At 59.0% G+C, this 19859-nt stretch carries 13 protein-coding genes; all 13 read left to right on the plus strand.

The window, feature by feature from the left end:
* The first annotated feature begins 9 nt into the window (after positions 1 to 9).
* Positions 10 to 1170 (plus strand): ABC transporter substrate-binding protein, encoded by a 1161-nt coding sequence (locus JN12_RS13170; RefSeq protein WP_145023461.1) that lies wholly within the window; start codon positions 10 to 12, stop codon positions 1168 to 1170.
* Positions 1171 to 1271: 101 nt separating this feature from the next.
* Positions 1272 to 2138 carry a branched-chain amino acid ABC transporter permease gene (locus JN12_RS13175; RefSeq protein WP_145023463.1) on the plus strand — a complete coding sequence of 289 codons (867 nt, stop codon included), beginning with the start codon at positions 1272 to 1274 and terminating at the stop codon, positions 2136 to 2138.
* A gap of 17 nt (positions 2139 to 2155) precedes the next feature.
* Positions 2156 to 3238 (plus strand): branched-chain amino acid ABC transporter permease, encoded by a 1083-nt coding sequence (locus tag JN12_RS13180; protein WP_145023465.1) that lies wholly within the window; start codon positions 2156 to 2158, stop codon positions 3236 to 3238.
* On the plus strand, positions 3238 to 3957 hold the full coding sequence (locus JN12_RS13185; RefSeq protein WP_145023467.1) for an ABC transporter ATP-binding protein: 720 nt from the start codon (positions 3238 to 3240) through the stop codon (positions 3955 to 3957). Before JN12_RS13180 ends, JN12_RS13185 begins: the two co-directional genes overlap by 1 nt.
* Positions 3950 to 4654, plus strand: a complete 705-nt coding sequence (locus tag JN12_RS13190; protein ID WP_145023470.1) for an ABC transporter ATP-binding protein — start codon at positions 3950 to 3952, stop codon at positions 4652 to 4654. The genes JN12_RS13185 and JN12_RS13190 overlap by 8 nt, the downstream gene beginning before the upstream one ends.
* Positions 4655 to 4681: 27 nt before the next feature.
* Positions 4682 to 5116 (plus strand): CBS domain-containing protein, encoded by a 435-nt coding sequence (locus JN12_RS13195; RefSeq protein WP_145023472.1) that lies wholly within the window; start codon positions 4682 to 4684, stop codon positions 5114 to 5116.
* Between the two features lie 332 nt (positions 5117 to 5448).
* Positions 5449 to 6771 carry a hypothetical protein gene (locus JN12_RS13200; RefSeq protein ID WP_145023474.1) on the plus strand — a complete coding sequence of 441 codons (1323 nt, stop codon included), beginning with the start codon at positions 5449 to 5451 and terminating at the stop codon, positions 6769 to 6771.
* Positions 6768 to 7244, plus strand: coding sequence for a cytochrome C (locus JN12_RS13205; RefSeq protein WP_145023476.1), 477 nt, complete (start codon positions 6768 to 6770; stop codon positions 7242 to 7244). The genes JN12_RS13200 and JN12_RS13205 overlap by 4 nt, the downstream gene beginning before the upstream one ends.
* A gap of 104 nt (positions 7245 to 7348) precedes the next feature.
* A complete protein-coding gene (locus JN12_RS13210; protein ID WP_145023478.1) occupies positions 7349 to 8629 on the plus strand; it encodes a CxxxxCH/CxxCH domain c-type cytochrome in 1281 nt (426 codons plus the stop codon).
* A gap of 289 nt (positions 8630 to 8918) precedes the next feature.
* On the plus strand, positions 8919 to 11636 hold the full coding sequence (locus JN12_RS13215; protein WP_170241920.1) for a 6-bladed beta-propeller: 2718 nt from the start codon (positions 8919 to 8921) through the stop codon (positions 11634 to 11636).
* Positions 11637 to 11652: 16 nt separating this feature from the next.
* A complete protein-coding gene (locus JN12_RS13220) occupies positions 11653 to 12162 on the plus strand; it encodes a hypothetical protein (RefSeq protein WP_145023483.1) in 510 nt (169 codons plus the stop codon).
* Between the two features lie 61 nt (positions 12163 to 12223).
* Positions 12224 to 18040, plus strand: a complete 5817-nt coding sequence (locus JN12_RS13225; protein WP_170241921.1) for a CxxxxCH/CxxCH domain c-type cytochrome — start codon at positions 12224 to 12226, stop codon at positions 18038 to 18040.
* Positions 18041 to 18140: 100 nt separating this feature from the next.
* The coding region (locus JN12_RS13230; RefSeq protein WP_145023486.1) for a CxxxxCH/CxxCH domain c-type cytochrome at positions 18141 to 19859 on the plus strand (1719 nt) is incomplete at its 3' end.

A 19859-nucleotide genomic window follows, 5' to 3' on the forward strand; every position in this document is an offset into this window, starting at 1 on the left:
TCCACACCGATGAAGAACAGGTTGACAGCACTGGCATTGTCGTTATGCGTCGCAACTCCGGGATTGGCACAGGCGGCAAAGGTGAAATTAGGCTTCGTTAACTCCATAACCGGCCCGGAGGCACCGATCGGCGAGAACCTGACAAACGGCGTCACGCTGGCCCTTGAAGATCTGAAAAAGAGGGGGATCGACGTGGAGTTGGTGAAGGAGGACGACACCGGCAAGCCGGAAAAATCGATGGCCGCTTTTGAAAAAATGGCCACTCGCGACAAGGTGGCCGGCGTGGTCGGCCCGTACAGCTCCAAATGCGCCAACGCCGTTGCCAAACTGGCCGAAAAGTACAAGACTCCGCTGCTCATCCCGGTGGCCTCAAAAGAGGAGATCACCCGCCAGAACCTGAAGTGGACCTTCCGCTTAAGCGCCACCACCAACGACTACGCCAACATCCTGCTCGACATGGCCACCTCTCTCGGCAAACCCAAGACCATCGCCATCATCAATGAAAATACCGACTTCGGCACCTCCGGAGCCAGGTCTGCCAAGGCCTTTGCCACAAAGAGAGGGATCAGCGTCGTGGCCGAGGAGGCTTATTCCCCGGGTTCGCCCGACTATCGCTCGACCCTTTCCAAGATCAAATCCAAGAAACCGGACCTGGTCTTCATGATCTCCTACGTGGCCGATGCCATCCTGCTGATGCGCCAGTCCCGTGAGATCGGCATCACGCCCCAGGCCTTCCTGGGAGCCGGTGCCGGCTTCTCCGTTGCCCAGTTCGCCAAGGAGAAAGAGATCTCCAACTATGTCTTCTCCAGCACCCAGTGGACCGGTGACGTGAACTGGCCCGGTGCCAAGGAGTTCAACAGCCGCTACAAGGCAAAGTTCGGCAAGGAGCCGACCTATCACGCATCCACCGCCTACGCCTCGATGATCATCATGGCCGAGACCGCTGCCAAGGAAGCCGGCAATCAGGAGAAGATGCGCAACGAACTCAAGACCGGCCACTGGAACGGCATCATGGGAGAGGTGACCTTCCGCGACTATGACGGCTACACCAACCAGAACAAGCACCAGATGCTGGTGGAACAGGTCCAGAACGGTGTTCACGAGACTGTGTATCCGACCAAATACACCTCCAAGAAACCGATCTATCCGTTCCCGGGGTGGAAGAAGTAGTCTGCTCCCCACGTTGATAAAAGGGGGACGGGGGGGATTTCTTCACGGCAAATCCCCCCGAATCCCCCTTTCTCGAAGGGGACCCCAATCGGAGCCATTCCATGACCATCTTCCTCCAATCACTCATCAGCGGCATCCTGATCGGCGGCGTCTACGCCCTGATCGGCATCGGCCTGACCATCATCTTCGGCGTCATGCGGGTGATCAACTTCGCCCATGGCGACCTGCTGATGCTCGGCATGTATGCCACCTACTTCCTGTTCACCCTGTTGGGTGTGGACCCGTTCGTTTCCATTGTCTTTACCATACCGCTCATGTTTCTCTACGGCGGGGTTCTGCAAAAGGTCTTCATCAACCGGATTCTGAACTCCCTGCCCCAGAACCAGATTCTCCTCACCATCGGTCTCGGGCTGATCATGAGCAACGCCGTGATGCTGGCATTCACGTCGGACTACAAGATTCTCACCACCTCTTATTCGTCCGGCAGCGTCGATATCCTGGGGATTTCCGTCTCCCAGCCCCTGGCCATCTCCTTCGCCATCACGGCAGCGATCACCGCCCTCCTCTACTGGTTCCTGCTCAAGACCGACACCGGCCAGGCCATCCGCGCCACGGCCCAGGATCGGGAGGCGGCCCAGCTGATGGGTATCAACGTGAACCGGATGTCCATCATCGCCTTCGGCCTCGGCGCTTCCCTGGCCGGTACTGCCGGGGCGCTGATCTCCCCCACCTACTACATCTTCCCCCAGGTGGGGAGTACCTTCACCCTGAAGGCCTTCGTCATCACCGTCCTGGGCGGCATGGGGAGCATTGTCGGGGCGACACTGGGGGGTATACTCATCGGCATCGCCGAATCCATCGGTGGCGTCTACCTCGGGTCGGGCTGGAAAGAGGTGATCGTCTTCGTCCTCTTCCTCCTGGTCCTTCTCTTCAAGCCATCCGGTCTGATGGGCAAGTCCAACGCATAGCCGGCGGAGTCGTATCCATGCGCATATTACCTCAATCACGTGCAAACAACAGCGGGGCCTCGTTGGTCCGGATCGTCCTCACCCTGGCGGTGGTGGCCCTCCTTTTTCTCTTCCCGCGGCTGGTGGAGAGCACCTATGCCCTCCACATGATGATCCTCATCTTCATCAGCATCATCATGGGGGCCAGCTGGAATATTCTCGGCGGGTATACGGGGCAGTATTCGGTGGGACACGCCGCCTATTTCGGGGTCGGCGCCTACACGACCATGATGCTGTTGCAGTTCAGGCAGATCCCACCCTGGTACGGCATGTGGGCCGGCATGCTTGCTGCCCTGGCAACGGCGCTGGTCATCGGCACCATCTGCTTCCGGCTGCGGGGCCCCTACTTCGTTCTCGCCTCCATTGCCGTGGCCGAGATCTTCCGGGTCACCACCCTCAACCTGAAGGATGTCACCAACGGTGCCGAAGGCATTCTGACCACCGAGCTTCCCCCGTTCAAGATCGGCGGGACCGTACTCACCGATTTCGTCTCAAAGGTGCCGTTCTATTACGCCGGATTGATCTGCGTGCTGCTCATCATCGCCGTTTCCCGGGGGGTGCAACACTCCAAACTCGGCTACTACTTCCAGGCCATCCGTGAAGACCAGGACGCGGCCCACTCCCTGGGAATCAACCTGACCGCCTACAAGAACGCGGCCCTCGCCATTTCGGCGGTATTCACCTCCCTGGCCGGAAGCCTCTACGCGATTTACGTCGGCTTCATCGACCCGACCACGGTCCTGGCCCTCGACCTGTCGGTGCAGATCGTCCTCATCTGCATCATCGGCGGCATCGGCACCATCTACGGACCGGTGATCGGCGCGCTGGTGCTGATTCCGCTTTCCGAGGCACTGCGCAGCAACGTCATTGCCGAAGCTCTCATTAAGTCGGGGCTGGTCAGAGCGGAGTCGGGATTCGGCACGTTTCTCACCGAGAACCTCTCCCATGCCCATGTCCTGATCTACGGTATCCTGGTGGTGATCGTCATCCTCTATATGCCCGACGGCGTGCTCGGCTTCGTCAACAACCTTGCTGCCAAGCGGAACAGGGGGAATGCCTGATGGCCATATTGGAGATCAAGCACGTCAGCAAGTTCTTCGGTGGGCTGGCCGCCAACGCCGATGTCTCCTTCGAGATGGGGGAAGGAATGATCATGGGGCTCATCGGCCCCAACGGTGCCGGCAAGACTACCCTCTTCAACTGCATTACCGGCTACTATCCGCCATCCAGGGGGGAGATCCTCTTCAAGGGGAGGCGGATGAACGGCCTCAGCCCGGACAAGGTCTGCAAACTCGGCATGGCCAGAACCTGGCAGAAGGTCAGGCCGCTGGCCAAGATGTCGGTTGTGGACAACGTCATGGTCGGGGCGCTGTGCCGGACCAACTCCCTGAAAGTGGCTCGGGAGATGGCCATGGAGCAGATCCGGGTGGTCCGACTGGAGCACAAGGTCAACTTCAAGGCGGGCGGACTCCCGATCGGCGAGCGGAAAAAACTGGAAGTGGCACGGGTCCTGGCAACCAAGCCCGAACTGCTGCTGCTCGACGAGGTCATGGGTGGACTGAACCCAGCCGAAAGCGACGAGATCATCCGCTTGATCCTGGAGATCAAGAAGAGCGGCATCACCCAGATGGTCATCGAGCACGACATGAAGGCGATCATGCGGATCTCCGACCGGATCGTGGTCCTGAACTCCGGGGAGAAGCTGGCAGAGGGTAGCCCTGAAGAAGTAGTCAACAACCCGGAAGTTGTAACCGCATACTTAGGTGATTTTCATGCTTAAGATACACAAGCTCAATTTCAGTTACGAAGATATGCAGGTCCTCTGGGACATCGACCTGGAGGTACACGAAGGGGAGATCGTCACCGTGGTTGGCGCCAATGGCGCCGGTAAATCGACGACCCTGAAGAACATCTCCCGCCTCGTCAGACCCACGTCCGGCACCATCACCTTCCTGGACAACGACCTGCAGGGGCTCGAATCCCACGAGGTGGTCGAACAAGGGATCGTCCAGGTCCCGGAGGGCCGGAAGATCTTCCCGGAAATGACCGTTCGGGAAAATCTGCGCATGGGGTCGTATGTCAAGAGCGCCCGGAGTGACCGCGACGCCAATATTGACCGGGTCTTCACCATGTTTCCCCGCCTGAAGGAGCGGGAAAAACAGCTCGGCGGCACCATGTCCGGCGGTGAGCAGCAGATGCTCGCCATCGGCCGCGGCCTCATGGCCAACCCGAAGCTCCTGCTGCTGGACGAACCGTCACTGGGGCTGTCGCCGCTCTTTGTGAAGACCATCTTCGAGATCATCCGGGAAATCAACCGCCAGGGGGTCACCATCCTCCTGGTGGAACAAAACGTCTATCAGTCGCTTCGCATTGCCCACCGGGCCTACGTCCTGGAGACCGGCAGGGTGGTACTCACCGGCACGGGCGAGCAGCTGCTGAACGACGAGCATGTGAAGAAGGCATTTCTGGGAATGTGAGAACATGACCAATTCCGGAGGGAAACCATGACAAAAGTCGAAAAATGGATGACCAGGAATCCCATTACCATCGAAAAAGGCTCCACGGTCATCGAGGCGATCCATCTCATGAAAGAAAAAAACATCCGGCGGCTGCCGGTCATGGATAAGGGTAGGATTGCCGGCATCCTCACGGAAAAGATGGTGGCCGACTTCAAGCCTTCCAAGGCAACATCTCTCGACACCTGGGAGGTCCACTACATCCTCTCCAAGACCCCGGTCACCGAGGCAATGAATCCGACCCCCTACAAAGTCAGGCCCGATACCGATCTGACCGATGCGGCCCAGCTCCTGCACAACCACAAACTGAACGGGGTCCTGGTTGTGGACGACAATGACAACCTTGTCGGCATCCTCACCATGACCAATGCACTTGAGGCACTTATCGCCATCTGCAGAAATCCGGAGGTGTGCCGGCAGTAAAGCTCCCACCGAACAACCACGCGCCGGTCCGGCAATGCGTTCTCAAAAGAATTGCCGGTCCGGCTGATATGTTGCACAACACGCCCATTGCACTCAATTACCAAAAACTCCGCAGTTGAAAAAAATTATCTTTTGTTTTCGCCACATCATGCCGATTGTTCATGAAACGCCTTTCGCCGGGAAGCTGCTCGATCTCCGGACTGAGCACATTTTTTCTGTTGCATTTCCCACACGGGCACGATATGAGGGTGCGACCGCGCTGGCAGCACAGTTGACAGCGGTTCGCGGGGCTTTAGAATGAACACACTATCGACAACAACCTGGAGTTCTCCATGAAAAGGCTCCTTCTGCCACTGCTCCCCGCCATCATGCTTTTTCCATCGCCCCTCCTGGCACTGGATCTCGGGGTGAACGGCACCACCATAGTCCGCTACGAAGAACGGAGCGTGCCGGGATTTGACAAAAAGACCATGGTGCCCGCAACCCAGTACCTTGGCGTTGATCTGGGTAAAGCGGCCGACGGCCACCTGTCGTTTCACATGTACGGCTGGGGACGGGTGGACGGGGCAGACCAGAGCACTCCCCGCGATTCATCCGATGCCGCCCTCTCGTACGGTTATCTGGACTATCAGTCCCCGAAAGGGAACGCCGATGTCAAGGTGGGCCGCCAGTACCTCTACGAGGGGGGTGTGGTGGAGCAGTTGGACGGCATCAGCGCCCGTTCCGACCTGTTTCAGCAGTACGAGGGGTTTGCCCTCTCGGCCTTTGCCGGCAAGCCGGTGAAGACCGACCGGGTGGATGACCACAAGGGGGATCTCCTGGCCGGAGGACGATTAAGCTACCGGGTCGCCGGGGTCACGGAACTGGGGCTCTTCCTCACCCATGAAAACGGGGCTGCGGCCTATCAATACGACAAGTCGACCAACAGCGCGACCCTTGTCAAGGACAGCCGGGAACAGGCCGGCTTCGATGTCCTCTATACCATGAATCGACTGGTGGAGCTGAATGGCCGTTCCCTGTACAACCTTTCGCTCAAGGAGTTCGCCGAGCACAGCTACGTCATCACGGTCAAGCCGGTTGCCGGGCTCTCCCTGTCGGGGAGTTACAACCAGCACCAGTTCAAGGGATACTTTGCCTCGGCCAGCAACCCGTTTCTCTTCAAGCCGTACGACGCCGACGAAGAGGCTTCATACGGCGGATCGGCCTCCTATGCGGTCAACACGGCCACCGAACTGACAGCCGATTACACGTACTACGACCGGAAGACCAAGGGGACGTCGACACGGATCGGACTCGGCGGCCGTCTGTCTCTGCTGGAAGGGAAACTCAAGACCGGCATCGACTACCACCGCCTCACGGCTGCCAAAGGGCTCAATTCCTACCACGAGATCCGCGGTTTCGCCCTTTACGATCCGGGCAGCTACTATGCCAGCCTGGATGCCATTGCCCAACGCTACGACGACCCCCTCCCCTATCTGAATACGAGCAAGATCGCCTATGAAATTATCGCGTCCTCCGGCTATCGCCTCAAACCGTGGCTGCTGCTTTCCGGAGACCTGAGTGCGGGGGCCAATCCCCAATACGGCGACCAGGTCAAGGGGCTGTTCCGCCTCACCTTCGCCTATACCACTACCACAGGAGGCGTTGGCAGATGACCGTGCGCTCTTTCATAACCATAGCCGCCGCACTCGCCACAGTCCTCGTGACGACAGCCTGCAGCATCTTATCCCCGGAATCCAGTTTTGCGCCGATCCACCCGGAAGCACTTCCCACGGGTCGCCCCTTCTGTTCCGAGTGCCATGAAGGGAGCCTGGTGAGGGGGGCGCTCAAACCGTACGCCACTTTCGACCACACTGCCGACTTCGTTAAAGGGCACCGCTTCGCGGCCGGCCGGGACGCCCAGGTCTGCGGCGTCTGCCATGCCCAGTCGTTCTGTGCCGACTGCCATGCCGGCAAGACCGAACTGAAACCGTCGCTCAAGCTGGGGAACCGGCCCGACAGGGAACTGCCGCATCGGGGCGACTTCCTGACCCTGCACCGGATCGAGGGAAAGATCGACCCGACCAGCTGTTACAAATGCCACGGCCGGGCCAATAACGAAAAGTGCATGACCTGCCACAGGCGGTGAATCTTGAAACTGCTCAAAATACAAACCGTTTTCGTGCAAAACTTGCACAACTGCTGACTACAATATGAAAATTTTTCATAACCCAGCTCTTTCAGGGGTACTCGATGAGTAACGCGTCTCAGTACATCAAGCTTTTCTGCATAGCAGCCATCACTATTTTCTGTTGGGGGTGCGGCAAGGGGAACGACAACGCCCCGGCAGTCGCCGTTTCGGGGACACATCCCGCCAATTGGCGTACCGCACATCGCAAGGCGTACCTGACCAATCCGGCCCAGTGCAAGGAATGTCACGGTGCCGACCTCATGGGAGGGATCACCAAAACAGGTTGTTCCACCGGAAGTTGTCACGCCAATGGACACCCACCCCGGCAGATCGCCCACGCCATGCCGTTCCTCACCGGCACCGTCCATGGGCCGGTGGCAAAAGTGGATCTTGCCATCTGCAATGACTGCCATGGCCGCCAGATCAGCACCACCGCCTATCGGTTTGATATCCCCACCAGCACCATGCCTAACGGCTGCGAATCCACAGGGTGCCATAACAACGGCCAACAGGCCGTAAACCTGGGGCACCCGAAGACCTGGTTGAAACACGACTCCGCAGGCAACCAGGCCAATGCCTGCAGCCTCTGCCATGGGGTTACCTTCCAGGGGGATACGGGTCCTGCCTGTTCCACCTGCCACGTGAATCTGGCGCCCGGCGTGATCCCGGTCGCGTCTCAGAACTGCGGCTCCTGCCACGGTAATCCGCCAAATGGCTCTGCCCACCCGAACATGGCCGGCTCCCATGCCAAGCATACGGCCCTGCCCGGCGTCACCTGCTCTGCCTGTCACCTGGATGCCGGCAGCGGCACAATCTTCCATTACTACTCTTCCCGCATCGTCAGAGCGGCCCGGGTGAAGTTTTCGGCGGCGTACAACGCAAAAACTGGCGTGGCAGCGCTCAACGCCGACAAGACTTGCGCAAACGTCAAATGCCACGGTGGAAGAAACTATCTCCCCGTTGGCACCCCCGTTGTCTGGGGGAGCACCTTTGATTCGACCAGCCAAAATAACTGCCAGGCATGCCACGAACAGGGCTCCGCAAAGCAGTCCCCACAGTACAACAGCTACTATTCCGGTCAACACGTCAAACACCTGCAACTCGGTCTCGCCTGCACCGATTGCCACGATAAAACAGTACTGTTCAGAAGCAGTGCACCGTCCCACTTTTCCAATCTGAGTTCGGTAACGTTCAATCTCGACCCGTCATTAACCATGAAGCAGTACCTGAATTACACAATTCCTGCCCGCACCTGTGCTCCTTCTGCACCCCCACCCGACAACCAGTTTGTCTTTGGCTGTCATCCGGCGCCGGACATTACCAAATTCTGGGGTACCCCATAACACCTTCTCCCCTCTGCCAGAAACCAGGAGCAGAGGGGAGAACCTATCGCTTAATTAATCACTCTTAACAAACCAATTATAATTTACAACTCACTGTTATTCAGTACATTTTTTGCACATTAAAAATGTACGTGGAGGATCATTATCATCCCACGCCGCATTATTCAAAAACTGAAGATGACCTTAACTTTTTGCTTTATAATTAATAGTAGAAGTCGATACCAATAGTAATTAAATGCCAACACAACCATTAAGCAGCACTAACACTAGGTTCACGAGATCACCGACAATGTGCAGCCTGAGAGCACAAATTACAAAGTTGACCACCTACGCCTTAGCTGGCATGACACTATCGCTGTTTCCGGCATCGATTCAGGCATCAGTTGCACCATCGATTTCCCTCAAGCCCACCTTGCTGGCAGAAAAACAAGGGATCAGCACCCCTGTCCGGGTTACCAGCGACCCGTATGGATACCTCTACGTGGCCGATCCCCGTAGTGGTGGAATCGCCAAGTACGACCGTAACGGCAAGCTCGCCGGAAAGATCACTACCATACCCAATCCCCGGGCAATTGCCATTTCCACGGCCGGCGACATCATCGTCAGCCGCGGCACGACGGTCACCAGAATTGCCGCTGACGGATCGCCAAAAGCAGATTTCACCGGCACGTTCACCTTTGCCAGCGGGATTGTCGTTGCCGATTCAGCCAACCGGATCTTCGTCACCGACAGCGGCGCCAACTGCGTAAAAATATTCGACCTCAACGGCACGTTCATCAGCGAGTTCGGCACGCAAGGAAGCGGTCAGGGCCAGTTTTTGCAGCCTTCCGGCATCGCCTGGGACCGGGTTGGCAATCAGCTGGCCGTGGTTGACACCTTGAACTGCCGTATCCAGTTTTTCGAGTTGAACGGCACCTTCAAAAAGAGTCTCGGCTCCTATGGTTCGGGAGCTCTCAGGTTCACCTCACCCAGATCGGTCGCGTTCGAATACAGCAGCGACTACCGTTCCACGACCAGGATGTACGTGGTCGACTCCTTCCAGAGTCACGTCCAGGTCATAGACCCGAATACCGGCACGTTCCTTTCCTTTGTCGGCAATTACGGCATCACCGCGGGTAGTCTGCTGGTACCGTCCGACACCCTGTTCGACAGTTTCGACAGCGCCAACAAACGACTTGTCGTTGCCAACGGCTTCGGCAATGTGACCATTTTCGGCATCGACGGCGGCAGTGCGGCACCGCAGACATCCGGTTCAGGTCCCCTGCTGACCATCAACGCCTTTCCGCTGGCCACGAACCTGACCAGCCTCTCCATCGGCGGCACGGTGAAGCCAAATGGTCCGGCAGCAGTGGCGGGAGTCACCGTGAACGGCGTAGCAGCATCCCTTGCCGGTAGCAACTGGAGCAGTTCCGTGACCCTGTCCACAGGGGTCAACGTCGTCACCGTGATTGCCCGTGACGTTGCCGGTGCAGTCTCCACCCAGAACGTCACCATCAACGTCATCCCGACTTCCGGCACCACCCCACCGGTCCCGCTGGTCGTGAATGCGCTCCCGAGCATTACCAACGTCCCCCTCCAGACCATCAGCGGTTCGGCACCGGCAGGCGCCAGCATCACTATCAATGGCGGCACGGCCATCACTGTTCCGATCGGCGGGGCCTGGAGCCAGACCGTAACCCTGGGCGAAGGTCTCAACAACTTCATGATCGTGGCCCAAAACGCCGGGAACAGTGACACGGCAACCAGCGTGGACATAACCCTGGATACTATTCCACCGGTCATTGGAATCGCCGGCATCCCCAATGGCAGTGTCGTTACCCGGCCGATCCAGACCATCAGCGGCTTTGTCAGCGATACGAACGCCACGACCGTCACCGTAACAGTAAACGGCACCGATCTTACCGTACCGGTGGTGAACGGTCTCTTCAACACCGTTGCCAGCCTCAATCCCGGTATCAACACCATCGCCGTGGTAGCAGCCGACCAGGCCGGCAATACGACCGGCGTCAATTCGCGGACGATAACCCTTGATCCGGGCAGCCCATCGCTCGGTATCAACACCCCGACAGGCACCACGGTCACGTCACCGTCCTACACGGTAAGCGGTAACGCCCCAGTTGGCACCACCGTAGTGGTTGCGGTGAACAGATTCGACCGGAACAGTGGCGCACTCATTCCGGTCACCAGCAGCAATGCCACGCTCAGCGGCGCCACCTGGTCCGCTACCCTCCCCATGAGCTCCGGCCTCAACCAGATCGTGGCAACCGTCACCGACCCAAAGACCGGTCAGACGGCCACCGCCGGAACCACGGTAGTCTACAGCAGCGGCATTGCCCCAACCATTGCCATTACTTCTCCGGCGCGTGACACGGGCACCATCAACGGAAACATGTACTTCACCGGCACGGTCGGCACCGACACGACCCTGACGGCAACGGTGAACGGTGTCCCGACAACGGTTACCACGAATATCGATGGAACGTTCACGGTCAACGCCCAGTTCCCGGTTCCAGGGACCTACAACATTGCCGTAACCGCCATGGACAGCAACGGCACTGCAGCGACCAGCATCCGTTCCGTCGTGTACGACCCGATCCCGCCCAAGATAACGGTCGTTTCGCAGAACCCACTGCAACTAAGTTACAGCGGAGGCACCCCCTACGTCATCGACCAGAGCGGCAGGTACCTGGCCAGCACCATCAAGACCAACGGCATCATCGACCTGACCGGCATTGCCGCCCCGGAAACCCTCAATATCTATATTCTGTCAAAAGCTGAAGTTAGCACACGGAATGGCGATATTAACATGGATGGCAAAGTAGATATTGCAGATGCCTTGAAAGCTATTAGAATTGCCCTTGGTCTCGATCCCTTTGACAAGAAGTTCGAGCAGATGCTTCACGCTGACGTCGGACCGGTCGTAGGCCACACGCCAACACCCGACGGGAGAATAACTCTTTCCGACGTTATCGCAATAATAGAACAAGTTATTGGACTTCCCTGGTAGAGGATTGGATTATCCTATGAAAAAACATCTATTCACAATAGGCGCCGCGCTCATCGCATTGCAGGGCCTGTTCGGCTGTGGCGGCGGTGGAGGTACTGACAGCCTGACTCCAGTAAATCCATCATCAACGGCAACCATCACCTTTGCCGTGCTAAGCACCAGCCATGCTGCACCCATCAGAGGCATTGAAGTAAAGATGACTCTGCCCCAAGGTCTTTCCGTAAAAACTGCAACCAATTCCAATCAGATTGACAGCACGGTACTGAAAGGATTGAAAAATGCCGGCAGCTTGCCGGTGAGTGGTACGTATGCAGCCAGTACGAACCAGATTGACATCATTGTAGTTGATGTTTCCGGCAACGTTTCAGGTATCGGTTTCGGGAAGTTTGCCCAGTTGGTGTGTAATCTTCAGTCCGGCACTTCAGTGTCCCAACTATCGCTGTCTGCGCCAACATTGTTCGATGTCCAGGGTCCGTCGCAATTCGGATCATTGCCCAATATGCTGCCGTTGATAACGTTACAGTAATTGATAACTGTTGAGTGACCTTGTCGGAACCACTAACTTTGGGCATATCATGGGGAAAATCGTGAAGAAGCCAGCCTTCATTTTCATAACTGGTTTCCTTTTGGGGATTGCGGCCTTTGTGGCTAACGCTGCAACCGTCGACCCGCCCCATTACGACCCGGCCAGCGGCTACACCTGCGTCCGGTGTCACACCTCCCACATGGACCTGGGAGCAACCGGCCAGAAACTGTTCAACAACACCTGCCTCAACTGCCACCGGCTCAGCGACCCGAAGGCAGGCACCAAGCCGTTCACCCCGGCCGACGCCGCCGACCCGTTCAACATCCACTCATCGGTTCAGCCTAAGCAACGCTTCCAGCACTCTCACCGCTGGGACGGCTCCGACACCAATCCGGCGGCAGGAGCACTCCCGCCGGTCTATCCGACCATGACCACCCACAACCTGAGGGGCCGCACCGGCGGGGAACTTGCCTGCGTCCGCTGCCACAACCAGCACGACAACTCCACCAGCAAGCCATTTCTCCGCATGGCCAACAGCCAGGACCAGATGTGCCTGGACTGCCACAGGCCGCGTGATGTGCAGGACAAAAACAAAGGCAGCCACCCGGTCCGGGTGAACTATCTCGTCTCGGCAGCCAAGTCGAACTCGAACCTGAAAAATCCGATCGAAAACAACAATCCGGCCAACAGCACGTCAGACCTGAACTTCCGCATCGCCCTTTCCGGTGGGCAGGTTCTCTGCACCACCTGTCACGGCGTGCACTACACCGATTCCCGCAGCAGCACCGTCGACGGAGCCGCCAACTTCCTCTCCTTAAGCTCCAGCAATGGTTTCATCCTGCGCACGGATATGCGTGGGCCGGCCGTTGCCAGGGGAACTACGGATAATCTCAACATCTGCACCAACTGCCACTCCGGCAAAAAGAGTCACAACTACAAGCAGCCGGTCGGCCAGGATGTGCAGTGTGCCGACTGCCACGCGGCCCACGTGGACATAGGGGACGGTTCGCAACCGAACAGCTTCCTGGTCCGCCGCTACATGAACATCTCCACCCCGTACGGCGCAGTCAGAAAGCAGCCTGTCCTGACCATGGCAACCTCTGCCCTGTCCACCGTCTTCGTGAACGGCAGCGGCCGGGGAACCGGTGTCTGCCAGGCATGTCACATCGTCCCGACCGGCGGCAACTACCCGGCACAGCACAACACCACCTTCGCCATGGCCCGCGACTGCGCCACCTGTCACAAGCACGACGGCCAGTTCGGCTCGTTCTCCGGTGGCTGCACCGCCTGCCACGGTTTCCCGCCGACGACGGCCACAACGGGTGGACCTTCGGGTAACGCTGCCGGCTACACGGGCAACGAATCACTGTCTAAACACGCCCGGCACGCCGGCGGCGGTTCGAACTATTCCTACACCTGCGACCAGTGCCACCGGGGCAACAACCACATGGATGGCAATTACCAGGATGTCTTCAGGTCACCGGCCGGTACCCTCGCTGCCACCGGCATGACGCCATCCTACAACACGGCCGCATCCTCCTGCGCCAATGTCTATTGCCATAGTAACGGCAATGGCATCCCTGCGACCACCCCGCCTGCATGGTTCGGCCCCGCCTTCCCATCCGACTGCACTGGCTGTCATGGCGGCAATGCGGCCAGCAGTTCCCCGAACGCAACCGGCAAGCATACTGCCCACGTGAACAATTCCGCCGTTATCGGTATCAATTACGGCTGCATCGACTGTCACGCAAAAACAGTCAGCGATGACAGGACCATTGCCAACAAAGCGAATCACGTCAACGGCTACAAGGACTTTTCAGGCGCCAGGGCCGGAGGCAGCGGCACCTATAGCACCACCACCGGGGTCTGTTCGGCCACCTATTGCCACACCGACGGCAAGGGCACCCAAAAGGATATGACCGTCACCAACTGGAAAAGCGCGGCAACCTTTGACTGCCATGGCTGCCATGGCTCAGACCCTGCTCCTGCCTTCACCAGTCAGGCGGGCGAGCCGAACTACGCCAATGGCGGTGCCGGCACCCTCCGGGCCAACAGTCACCAAAAACATGCAGCTGCCGGGGCGACATCCTGCGTCAACTGCCACAGTGCCACCACAACCACCGGCACAGCGATCATCAGCAGCCATACCAACCGCGTGATCGATGTCATGCAGGGGAATGGCAAGTCATTCGCCTTTTCAGCGGCTACCAAGAGCTGCGCCAGCATCTCCTGTCATTTCGGCGGCAGCGCCCAGTGGGGCGGTTCTCTCGGCTGCACCGGCTGCCACGGCAACAATGCCGCCAGTGGCAATCCAATCGCCACCAACGCCCATAGCGCCCATATCAACAACGCAGCGGCCGTTGGAAGGCTGATCGGCTGCGCCGAATGTCACGCCGCAACAGTAAGCAACGACGCCACGATCTCCACGCCTGCCAACCATGCCAACGGCAGCGTCAACATCAAATTCGACAACAACATCAATCTCGACAGCTACGGCCCCACCTATAATGGCTCCTCCACAACCGGGGCCAACGGGGCAATAAAACCGGACAATACACCGGTCGGTTCCTGCGCCAACATCTACTGTCACAGCGACGGCAATCCCCTCGCCGGGAGCCGCCAGTACCGGACCATCGCCTGGAATGCGACCGGCATCAGCTGCAACGGCTGTCACGGTACCTCCAACGCGGCCAGCAACGCCTTCCCCGACCACGTCAACTCCGGTGCCGGCATTGCCGGTTCCAACAGCCACGTCAAGCATGCCGATGCCACCAGCGGCTACAGTTTCTCCTGTATCAAGTGCCACAGCAGCACCGTTGCCGATGCCACCAATACGGTTCTCCTTCCGGCCGGAGCCCACCTGAACGGCTCGGGTACAGTGGCGTTCGACGCCTCGATTCCCAGCAATGCCGGCGCCACCTACACATCGGCAACCCAGACCTGCAACACCAGCTACTGCCACAGTAACGGCAACGGTACGAACGTCAACAATCCGCAGTGGGGCGCAACCGCCAATGCCGACTGCACCTTCTGCCACGGCAACAACGCTGCCAGCGCCAACCCGATCAGCACCAACAAGCACTCGGCCCACATCAACAACGTGGCGGTCCTCGGCACCAACCAGAACTTCTCCTGTGTCGAATGCCATGCCGCAACCGTGAGCGCCGACCGGACCATTGCCAGCAAGACCCGTCACGTGAACGGCTTCAAGGACTTCACCGGCGCCAGGGCCTACAAGACCGGCTACAGCGGCGGCAGTTGCACCACTTACTGCCACAGTTCCGGCCAGGCCACACCGGTCTATCGGAACATGACCGGCAGCAAGATCTGGATGGGAACCGCAACATTGGATTGCAAGGGGTGCCACGGCTATGCCAAGCCGTTCGGTGGCTTCAGCAGCGTAGCCGGCGAGCCGAACTACGTCAGCGGCGGGGCCGGTTCCGCAACGGCCAACAACCACCAGAAGCATGTTGCCGGTCGCAACATCACCAACACCAGGGGTTGCGTCGATTGCCACCGTCTTACCGTCGACCAGGGGGTTGTCAACAAGCTGAAAAACTACTCTTCGCTCCACCTGAACAACAAGCGTGACGTCAACTTTGCCGTCTATGGCGGTTACACCGGCCACTACACTGCGGGAACCAAGACCTGCGGCAACACGTACTGCCATGCCAACGGTACCCCCCAATGGGGCGGTACTCCGCTCCTGTGCAACTCCTGCCACAACGCGAGCAACACACTGCCGGGTGCCCATAAGCTCCACTGGGAAACCGCCACGGTTGCCACCAGTTATGTAGCACCCCCCGGCAATGCCACCGGCGATACGACCAAATACCAGTTCCAGTGTTCCTCCTGTCACAGCAGTCCGGCCATCCATGCCGCCGGCCCGGTCAGCGCCATCCAGGCGGCCCAGGTCTACTTCGGCTATTCCACCCCCGGCAGGACCGGCTCCTACACCGCCGCCGGGACGTCCGCCGGCGCCGACGGCACCCTCAGCTACACGGCCGGCACCAACTGCACCACCACCTACTGCCATTCGGACGGTACCGGAACCAACGGCAACCGGATTGTCAACTGGGGCACCAATGCAAACTCGGTAACCAACACCCGCTGCTCCACCTGCCACCTGTACACCCAGGCAAGCGGCTCACCCATGGTCAGCGGCAAGCATACCAAGCATATCTCGACCTATACCTATGGCTGCGACCAGTGCCACTACGCCACGACCCATGACAGCACCACCATCTTCGACACCACCAAGCACCTGAACAAGGTGAAGGATGTGGCATGGGGAACCCTCAACGCGGGCGGCGGCGCCTACGTGAACAGCGCAACGGCCTGTTCCAACATCTACTGTCACAGTAACGGTACCGCCTTCACCGCCCCGTTCGGAGCCCCCAACGTGGCCGTCACCTGGTCAGCCGGTCCGGCCACCAACTGCGGCAGTTGCCACGACGGCCTCGCCACCGGTCCGAGCTACGCAAGTGGTTCGCCCAAAGCCAACAGCCACAACAAGCATGTGGTGGTCATGGGGTATACCTGCGAGAAGTGCCACTACAGCACCACCACCACGGGTAATACTATTACCACCCCTGCCAACCACGTGAACCAGGCCTACAACCTGCAGCAGAGCGGCGGCTCGGTTACCTTCACGGCAGTTGCCAACACACCGCCCACGGCCAGCACCTGCACCAATATCTCCTGCCACAACAACAATGCCTCCGCCATCGCCTGGGGTGCTCCGAGCCCGGGGTGCCGCGCCTGCCACGTCACCAGCGGTGCCGATGTCGATAACTTTACCGGCTACAGCGGGACGCTCGCCCTGATCAGCGACACCCAGTGGAAGGCAACCGGCCACGGCTCAGCTTTCGCCTATACGTCTGGCCGGCCGGGCGCCAATTTCATCGCCAACGCCACCAATGAATGCCTCTACTGCCATGACAGTGCGGCTCCCCATTCGTCAACGGCCAACAACTTCTTCCGACTTGCCAACTACTCGACCATAGCCTATGGCCGCAATGCCCCCTGCCTGTCCTGTCACGGCAAGAATGCGGCCGGTTTCCTGGGCAAGAGCGTAGCCTTCACCAGGATATCCTCCACCCACTATGGGGCAAAACATGCCAGTGGTGGCGGCGGCTACTTCTGCTGGGACTGCCACGATCCCCACGGCGACGCTAACGTCTACATGATCCACGATCAGGTCGCCAAGACCTCCGACCGGACAACCGGCAAGCCGCTCACCTTTGCACCGGTCAGCTTCACCGGCTTCTCCACCGGTGGCAATTATGCCGGCGCCGGCACCAAGCTCTGCAATGCCTGCCATACCTCGGCATCGCTCAGCCACTACACCGCATCCAACGTGAACGACGGGCATAATCTCGACACCCGCTGTACCACCTGTCACAGCCACAACGGTCCGACCGCCCAGACCGCCTTCCAGCCGAGCAACAACTGCGACTCCTGTCACGGCTACCCGCCGATACGGCGCGATCTGGTTAAAGGCGTCGACTTCCGCAAACAGGGCCAGTACACCAGCGGCCGGTTCCAGGATTACACCGGTGGCGGCGGCGCCCATGTCATCGCCAAGCACCTGGCCCCGACAATCAAGGCGTCCGACGGCTGGACACCCTGCGCCATCTGCCACAGCAACGGCGTCATGAATCCGGCCACTCACACGATGGTTACCCCGGTACGGCCGAACAGCGCCATCACCATCGACGTGAAGGACAGCCGGAAGTTCGACTACAGAAGAAGCCTCGGTCAGGAGCGGTACACCGGCGCCAGGCTGACCGGCGACAAGGCCACCAACAGGACCGGCTCCTGCTCCAACGTAAGCTGCCACTTCAAGCCGTCCAAACGGTGGAGCAACAGCAGATAATCTGATATAAAAAAGGGGCACAGCATGCTGTGCCCCTTCCCTTCAGTACCTATATGCGTTATTTTCCGAGTGCTACTGTCTGGTAGAAAGGATCCGCGAAATGAACCGGAGAGCATCACTCTCTGCACTGTCGAGAACCCTTATACTGTCCACCATCTTCCTGGCGGGCTTCTTCGTTCTTGGCGTGCCCGTGGGCCATGCTATCCAGAAGTACCAGTACAGTCCTCAACTCTGCAGCGATTGTCACGGCATGCCCCCGATCGACACAGCCTACCGCAACGTCACCACCGGCGGCTTCAAGGGGAGCCACCTGACCCATGCCACCACTGGTCAGTCAAGCTGCGAGAAGTGCCACAATGGCAGCTCCACCTTCAAAACAGACCACAGCAACGGCTTCATCCATATGTCGAGCAACATCAACGCCTCGCCTTCGCCGGCCAAGGGGGTCTACAGCACCAAGGGGGTCTTCTTCAACCAGACCTCCAATCCAATCCTGGGAACCTGCACCAACGTCAACTGCCATTTTGAGACAACTACCCCGGTCTGGTCCAGTACCACCTTCGCATCCCCCACCGACTGCGGCCAGTGCCACGGAGCGCCACCCAGCGGCACCGGCCCGGGATACACCGGAGGAAACGCCGGCAGTCATACCAGGCATAACCTCTACTATGCCGGCGCCAATCAGTGCGTGAAATGCCACACTGACCACACCGCTGAGGCCAACACGTTCGCCCACGCAACCAGTTTGCGCAACATCGTCGTTGCCCCCCGCGATCCTGCCGGCACCCTTGCCGGCAGCTACACCGGCAGTGGCGCCAACTTCCTGCCGAGCAGACAGGCGTCGCAAAGCTTTGGCACCTGCAGCGGGACATACTGTCACAGCAACGGCCAATCAGCTACCGGACCGTACAGCCACACCGCCATTCAGTGGGGGAGCACCACCACCTGCACCACCTGTCACGACGGCGCGGCAGCCATCACCTCGCTTTCCGGCAAGCACCAGAAGCACGTCAGCACTTCGTTATACCAGTTCCGCTGCAGCAACTGCCACTACGACACGACCAACGACGGCAGCACGATTTCGAGCTACGCCCTGCATGTCAACAAAACCAAAGACGTCACCTTTGACCCAGCCATCCGGACGTCAACTTCATCCTGGAATGGCAGCCAGTGCGTCAACATTTACTGCCACGGCAACGGTCAGTCGCTCACGCCGACCGACACCGTTGCCTGGACTGACACAACCGGCTGTTCGAGCTGCCACGCCTACCCGTCGCTCACTTCCGGCTCGCACGCCAAGCATATCATCAACCAGGACAGTTGCACCAAATGCCACAACGCTACGGTAGATATCGGCATGGGTGTCCTCAAAAGCTACGCCCTGCACGTGAACCGGTCAGTCGACATCAAGCTGAATGTCGGCGTTATCGAAAACGTTCCGAAATACAACGGCTACAGCATATCGACCAACTACGGCAAGACGTCCGGCTCCGGCTTTGCCCGCTGCAGCGGCCTGTATTGTCACAGCGATGGCAAACGAGGCGCAGCTTACCGTTCGTACTCCTCGAAAAAATGGGGGAACGCCAGCATCGGCTGCAACGGCTGCCATGGCACCAACACCACCACCGGCGCACCCGGCTATACCAGCGGGCCAGGCTATGAAAACAGCCACGCCAAGCATGTGACCGGCTCGGCTGACTGCGTGAAGTGCCACTTCAAGACCACGACCACCGGGACTTCCGTGCCCGGTGGCCCCTTGCCGGCCTCCGGCAGCCTGCATCTGAACGGCACCCCCGATGTCAATCTGAGCAAACCGTTC

Origin of the sequence: Geobacter argillaceus (assembly GCF_007830735.1) — a bacterium.
Classification (GTDB): Bacteria; Desulfobacterota; Desulfuromonadia; order Geobacterales; family DSM-12255; genus Geomobilibacter; species Geomobilibacter argillaceus.

Bases quoted from the DNA above. Each gene is read 5' to 3' on its own strand.
- JN12_RS13190 (WP_145023470.1), top strand. From the start codon at position 3,950: ATGCTTAAGATACACAAGCTCAATTTCAGTTACGAAGATATGCAGGTC.
- JN12_RS13195 (WP_145023472.1), top strand. From the start codon at position 4,682: ATGACAAAAGTCGAAAAATGGATGACCAGGAATCCCATTACCATCGAA.
- JN12_RS13180 (WP_145023465.1), top strand. From the start codon at position 2,156: ATGCGCATATTACCTCAATCACGTGCAAACAACAGCGGGGCCTCGTTG.
- JN12_RS13175 (WP_145023463.1), top strand. From the start codon at position 1,272: ATGACCATCTTCCTCCAATCACTCATCAGCGGCATCCTGATCGGCGGC.
- JN12_RS13170 (WP_145023461.1), top strand. From the start codon at position 10: ATGAAGAACAGGTTGACAGCACTGGCATTGTCGTTATGCGTCGCAACT.
- JN12_RS13185 (WP_145023467.1), top strand. From the start codon at position 3,238: ATGGCCATATTGGAGATCAAGCACGTCAGCAAGTTCTTCGGTGGGCTG.
- JN12_RS13205 (WP_145023476.1), top strand. From the start codon at position 6,768: ATGACCGTGCGCTCTTTCATAACCATAGCCGCCGCACTCGCCACAGTC.
- JN12_RS13200 (WP_145023474.1), top strand. From the start codon at position 5,449: ATGAAAAGGCTCCTTCTGCCACTGCTCCCCGCCATCATGCTTTTTCCA.
- JN12_RS13215 (WP_170241920.1), top strand. From the start codon at position 8,919: ATGTGCAGCCTGAGAGCACAAATTACAAAGTTGACCACCTACGCCTTA.
- JN12_RS13210 (WP_145023478.1), top strand. From the start codon at position 7,349: ATGAGTAACGCGTCTCAGTACATCAAGCTTTTCTGCATAGCAGCCATC.
- JN12_RS13220 (WP_145023483.1), top strand. From the start codon at position 11,653: ATGAAAAAACATCTATTCACAATAGGCGCCGCGCTCATCGCATTGCAG.